A 6,488-nucleotide genomic window follows, 5' to 3' on the forward strand; every position below is an offset into this window, starting at 1 on the left:
ACCTCGTCTTCGTTTGACTGAGGTGTCCACTAAAACGGGGGAACTACAGAATCACTCTTAAACAGATTGTTAGGTAACTACTCTAAGTTAAGGTTTAGATTATCCAAAATATCTTGCTTCGCTTTCTTTTCGGACTTTTCCTTTTCAATCGCCTCTTGTCTATTTTTTTCATATGCCTCATGCATTTTTTGGCAAACTGCATTAGCTGTATTGATAGCATTTTTAATACTTGGTAAATGCGAATCTACAAGTTCGGAGTGATGACATGAAATTTCAATATAGGTATTTTGAACTTGAACTTTTCTCCACACATTTGATTTGGATGCATTGTATGCCTCTTCAAACTGTTTTATCCAAGTTAAATCGACTTGAGGCATAATTTTTATTCGAAACTGCGTATCTCCTTTGTCATTTATATCCTCTGGTGAGTTCATCATCTTATCCAATCTGACATTGTAAATCATAAAATTCTCCTTTCTGATACATAAAAAACTAATAAGAACCAAGATATTACATTGGTTCTTGTTAATGCTTTTTAGCGCTATTTCAAATAATTACATTTATTAAACATTTATATATTAGGCGGTTTCTAACCTAGGTACCTAACGCCAAAGCTCACCGGCGGCAATGGAGCGCAGCGGAATTGCCGTCCGGTGTAGCGCCTTGTTCGGCTTGATTTCCTCAGTCTTCGTATGGGTCGCGCTTAGCTTCGCGTTCAGCCTGTCGCTCATATTGTTCAGCGAACTCGCGCATTGCCGTAGCAAACCGCGTATAGCCTTTGGAATCGAGCTGTTCCGCCTTCTCCCGATTTTCGCTCGCAAGCCTGCGCTCCTCTTGCCCGTGAGTGAATCCATGAACTCCACGATCGTTGAAGAGTTGAGTAGTGAAGCCAGAACGCATTTCCCCTGTGTCGCGAAAGTTCAACGCTGTAGCGACCGCGTTATGAATCCATAATCCATCGGGGTCCGGGGGAGCACAGGTTAATACATGGCCAATTTGAATCTGAGCAACTTCCGCATGTCCTGATTCTTCTGTTAACCTACGCGCTTCATTGAGCCACACGTTAAACACCTCCGCGCTGAATGTTCCATCATCTTGGCTTCCTGGACAACGCTTCCATTCCGTGAGAAGTTTGTATGCGTTCTTGGCGAGGTGCTTCTTCTGTTCTTCAAGATCGTCGCAATCATCCGCGTTGGTATTTTTTGAGCGAAAAACGAGCCCAATAGCTTCCGCAAAGAAAGCTGGATCAGAGGCAAGTCGCTTTTCCAGAGTGACCGGTGATCCAGATGAGAATCGATCCAGCCACGGGAGAAAATTCCATTCAATTCGGAAAAGAGAGTCCTTGTCAGCCGTTTCGGATCCCTGAAGGTGCTTTATCAATTCAACCGTCCGGTAGTTGTCCAACTCCTCAATTCCGCGCTCACTCCCAAGGACCGCCAGAAGAGCGCGCGTGGCGAGAGATTCATTGAACTGCGACCTATCATCTGCCGTGCGAGCGACGCACATGACTGCCGCCCCTTCGCGTCCGTATTCAAGCAGTTTTTCAATAGCTACCGTCAAGTCGCGATCTGGTCCGTAGGGATTTACATTCGCATTTTTCCAATACAGTGCCTCGTGAGAGGCGGTCAGGTGCGATGAAGCCCTATTCCATATTTCCTCTTCAAAAGGAAGGAGAGTTAGGAACTTAGATTGGTGCTCTGGAGACCACGCTCTTCCAAGAACTGCATCCACCCACTCAGTCTTGAGTTTCCAGAAGCGAACCCAAATGAATCCGGCAACTACTCGAGCCGTTATGTCGTCCTCAGAATCCAACAGCAAGGGCAGTATCGAACCCTCCATTTCATCGGATGCGATCACGCCGAGCGCTCGACCTACTTCGTAAGGAGCGGCGACCATTGCAGCGAAGTTAAAGGCGGCATCGACATTACTGTCACCTATGATTTCAGCAATGGCAGTTTGTCGTGCTTCATCGAGTCGCTTTCGCTGCTCATCGTAATTTCCCTTTTCGTCATACAGATCAAAATCCCTGCCACCAAAAAGGTGATGGTACTTAAATGGAGGCGAGGTTGGTGCTAGCGTTTGCGCAGTTTCCGCGATCTTGTTGACCGCATCCTCTGGGAGTGCCCAATCTGCATCGAAAAATTTCCGGTGATGCCTAACCAACTCATCGAGGTTTTCCCAAAGAGGCAGGCGATCCGCCTCAGGCAATGATACAACCGCATCCGAGCTTAGGTGTTCGAGCAGGCTTTCGTGAGCTGACTTTGGTAAATCAGATAGCCTTTTGATTAGCTCGCAGAGTTTCCCTGAATCACTCTTTGCTAGGGCAACGGCGAGGTCGGTGAAGGCAGTGATCTGTTCCCAGTATTCGGTTCTTAGGACACCGTCTTTCCAATCCCTCGGAATGAAGTCACGCCAGACAGGGCGATGACACCCACTGGTGAACCCGTGGGTGTGCGGTAATAGCGCCAAAAGAAGCTTCCAACCCACAACGGGTTGTTCCCTTATCACAGCCTCAACGGCCGATTTACGCTTTTCAAATGGCGCTGTGGTCTGTACATGCCATGGCAAGAAGATATCTGCCAACGAGTTCGAAGGGCGATTCGCCCAGTTCCCACCGGGATCGAATGAGGCAATATCGGCGAGAATCACTGAAACGCGGGAGAGGAATTCGGGACTCCACGCCAAGGTTTCTAGCGCCCAAAGAAGTCCGCTCATATAATTCCAGCCGCCCAATCCACCTCCTCCCTCTTCGGCAAAGATCTTATGGAAGGGTGTGTTTTCTAGATCGACAAGAACAGATTCCACCGCATCGAGGAACTCGTCGGGCGCAGCTTCTGCTAGAAGCGGCATAATTGAATCCAGACTAGCCCAGCGATCCCAGCTCGCTTTGTTTAATAAATCGCGCACAACTAGAATAGCGGTGGACTCCGCTTTCCCTTCGCTGCACGAAGTCAATACCTTTGGACGACTTCCAATCAATGCCAGTGTCTCAGCAACTCCCTTCCTAATCAGGTGTGAATGAGTGAGCACTTTGCCATGAATACTCGCGGCAAATCGCTCTTCCTTGGGAAGGTCAAACTTGGGGTCTCGCTCCCCCAGGACACTAACCGCCGTCTTCTGAAACCTATCTAGATCATCATCGGTAATCCGACTCCCGAGTGAACCCCACGCTTCACCACGGGCAACAAATCGCCACTTTTCGTCATTTTGAATCAGGGGAGAGTCCGAACGAAGCGTGTCAGGTCTCAGAATCTCGATCCACTCCCCGTACCCTTTTCCCAGCAACATTTCCAAGGCGGAGCGATCTGCGGGGCTTGATCCATCCCATTTCCCAACTAGCCCTGCTTGCGCGATGAGAGTCGCATTGTCCCATGTGGCGTATGGCGGCAGAGTTCCGTAGCCTCGCAAATGGCGGCGAAGAGCGGAAATTCGGTCGCCTCCAATCCTGGCAAGTTCTCTGGCGCGTATATCGGTGTATCCTGATTCTTTGAGAACCGACTCGATTTGTGATTGCGACGGACTCCTCAGCTTTAGGATTTCCGGGCTACTCCCTGACCATGCGCCACAAAGAGGCACGACCACTGCATGGCCCTTACGACGGGCTATTGACTGAAGTGCTGCACCCTCCTCGGTTTCCAGCCCGAGGCGAGGGTCCGCAACTAGAACGTGAGGGGATCGGGTCTCAACGATACTCCGCCAAGCTTGTTCGTCGTTAATGTAAAGACAACGATTGCTGAAGGTCCCAGATGTGTCCGGGTCCAGCTCCGCAAGAAAAGCCGAGACGAAATCGGCGACATCTTGCGGACTCTCGGCGAAGAGCATGAGAACCTGCGTCTTTCCTTCAAATAGTGCCTGCAACGCCTCACATGCCCCTGGCCTTCCGACGGTAAATAGTTTGGGCGGGAAGGGGGGATCGTCAGCAGCGCACTCCGCAATTAGATCGTCCCAGTGTTCGGTTGCAGTCGATAGCCCTCCGAGATTTCCCGTTAGATTCAGTTTTTTTGCTAACCACTTTCCGATGGCAGGATATTCTCTTAACCAATCGGCGAGCTTAACGCCGTCTATGACTCGAATCAGTTTCCATCCTTTATCTTTCCTTCGTTCCAACCACTTCGTTTGCTCGGGTTCGTTCCAACCCCCTGAGCCCGATGATCGGGGAGTCACGAACACGAACGAGGAATCCGCGCGTTGCTTATCATCGATTTCGTCGGTTCGCTTTCTGAAATCATCAGTTGCCTTGCTCTGAGGGTCGGCTCCAGTTCCGATTTCCCAATACGACTTACCTTTTGGCACGAACTCGAGAAATCCCTCATCTGTTTCAACCATGCCGTCCCAACCAGGCTGGTTCACAGCATCCCCGTAAGGGATTCTACAAACGACAAGGTTTGAGCAGGTCTGCTTAACAAGCCAGTAAACAAGCTCTGGAATGACCGCTTGGCTGTCTCTTGTAGGCGCGTAACGGTCTAGGTCGCCTGCTTGAACGATGTGGGTGTGGTCCATGCTTACACTTCCTTAAATCTATATGGCCTGAATAGCGGTAGCGTCCATTTATATCCTTTGATTAGGCGCGATTGATGAACCTATTCGCCGAACGCTTGTAACACTTGACCGAAAAAGCGTAGCTTTTTGGGGTCAAGTGCTTACTTTTGTTAGGGCTTCAGTTTATACGATAACGTTTACCATCTTTCTGTATATAAACAGGTTTTTCAGTTTTTTGAGCGATATCGAATAAGCTTTCGAAATCTTCCATGTTCACCCTACTTGAGATAAACGCTAGATACACGACCAAATTCCCGTAGAACGTTAACCTAGCACAACTTGAACCAAATGGGTCTTCAGGACCCAACACCCACTGAAATACTTCCGGATTCTCACCTTCGACTTTACACGAAGATAACTCCTTGGACATTTCTGCTACAGCAAACTCTCTGTAACCTTTCCAACCACGGTTCGTCGTCGGAACATAAAGGACTTCACAAATAACATTACCGTCGAATGCTTTTCCATATTTGTGTTTATAAAGCCCTTTACCAATTAATGAAAAACAGTCATGCAGCCTTTTTAAATCGGGCTTTCCCCAAGCCACACTAAATTTATTTCCGTCTCTCAGTTCATGTATTTTTATTTTTTGATCTTTTAGCACCTTCCCCAGTAATCGACCACCTGAACGCCGAATTGCTCTATCTACCTTGGTAAATTTATGGAGCATACCTATGTTATTGCAACCAATAATTCCGGCTAAGCTCGCAAGTAAAAATTCATCATCATCAGATTTCCTTCCGTTGTGCACATCACACGAAGGAACTGTTATAAGCCCTATCCTTAAGTTAACACCAAGTTCCGTTGGAAACAGGCATTTCGGAGGAACATGCTCACGACTAGTGGCTACTTCATCGCACGCATAGCATGTTTCAACTTTCTTATTCGCCATAATAATTACCTGCGTGAGTCCTAACGCTTAGCTAACAGGCGCAGAGTCTTTTTCTGCGTCCTTGTTGAGCTTTTTGTTAGGCTTAAGTGTTGGCGAACAAATTTGAGGAGAAAATAAGTAACCCCCACTTAATTTTTCAACAACGACTATCTCTTTATCATTTACCTCTATTACCTTTTGCCCCTTTGACAGCTCACACCGAGAGAATTTTTTCGCTTCTAGATTATAGATAAATGCTTTCGTCGTATTTTCTACGAAATCTCCATAAGCAGGCATAGCATGGCCGCCTATACTCCAATAAAACCCAAATACTGAAGGAAAAACAAAGAAACGAACCAAAAACGTTCTGAATGCATAATTCTCAATTTCTTCAGGCACTATATGCTTTAGGCATTCGTCGGTCTTGAGCTGCTCAGCATGCGCAATTATTAGCATGTAGAACTGTCCAAAAATAAATATCACTGCAAATACAAGATAGGTGAATGCTAATACAAAAAGCGGTAAAAGCATTACTGCAACAAGGTTTATTGAATATATAAGCTTTGACGATTCAAATGTAACTATTTCGTTTACTATCTGGGATGAAAGAGCATACGCAAAATTTGTTGCCGCAGCATAAATAACTAAAATAAGCCCCTTCCCTATATTTGTTTCCCAGACTTTTTTATAGACAATTAAAATATCAGATGCGACGCCACAAGTAAGAAGTAAGCCTGCTGCTATAAAAACTGACAAGAATAATTCGGAAAAAGGGGTGACGTACCAAAAGGCAGCAAGTAAGCCAAAAATAAAGCCAAAGTAATAAAACTTTTGACTTCTATTTAGTTTGCTACATAAGGCCTGATTTTTCTCATAGAACCTTCTAGCCTTTTCTCGAAAATTTCCCAACTGATTTTTTCCTTTTAGAGATTAAATAGCCTAACGCCCTGTTCTAGCGAATCCCCTCATAATTCTCTTCTGAATCAGAGAGGTAGACGCGCACCCTGCCGTTTGATCTAATGAATTTCGCCAAAAACACATTAGTTCTCAACGCCCCTATGAGGAGAATGCAGGATGC

General features: G+C 46.6%; 4 protein-coding genes. All 4 read right to left on the reverse strand.

The features are described from left to right. Positions 1-77 precede the first annotated feature (77 nt). Positions 78-464 carry a hypothetical protein gene (locus B6S09_RS13965; protein WP_094279104.1) on the reverse strand — a complete coding sequence of 129 codons (387 nt, stop codon included), beginning with the start codon at positions 462-464 and terminating at the stop codon, positions 78-80. Between the two features lie 217 nt (positions 465-681). Then, entirely contained in the window at positions 682-4,500 is a 3,819-nt protein-coding gene (locus B6S09_RS13970) for a hypothetical protein (RefSeq protein WP_094279105.1), read from the reverse strand. Positions 4,501-4,657: 157 nt separating this feature from the next. Next, positions 4,658-5,431 carry a hypothetical protein gene (locus B6S09_RS13975; RefSeq protein WP_094279106.1) on the reverse strand — a complete coding sequence of 258 codons (774 nt, stop codon included), beginning with the start codon at positions 5,429-5,431 and terminating at the stop codon, positions 4,658-4,660. A gap of 27 nt (positions 5,432-5,458) precedes the next feature. Next, entirely contained in the window at positions 5,459-6,319 is an 861-nt protein-coding gene (locus B6S09_RS13980; RefSeq protein WP_094279107.1) for an MFS transporter, read from the reverse strand. Positions 6,320-6,488 lie beyond the last annotated feature (169 nt).

Source organism: Oceanimonas baumannii (assembly GCF_002245495.1).
GTDB classification, from domain to species: domain Bacteria; phylum Pseudomonadota; class Gammaproteobacteria; order Enterobacterales; family Aeromonadaceae; genus Oceanimonas; species Oceanimonas baumannii.

Bases quoted from the DNA above. Each gene is read 5' to 3' on its own strand.
- B6S09_RS13965 (WP_094279104.1), bottom strand. From the start codon at position 464: ATGATTTACAATGTCAGATTGGATAAGATGATGAACTCACCAGAGGAT.
- B6S09_RS13970 (WP_094279105.1), bottom strand. From the start codon at position 4,500: ATGGACCACACCCACATCGTTCAAGCAGGCGACCTAGACCGTTACGCG.
- B6S09_RS13975 (WP_094279106.1), bottom strand. From the start codon at position 5,431: ATGGCGAATAAGAAAGTTGAAACATGCTATGCGTGCGATGAAGTAGCC.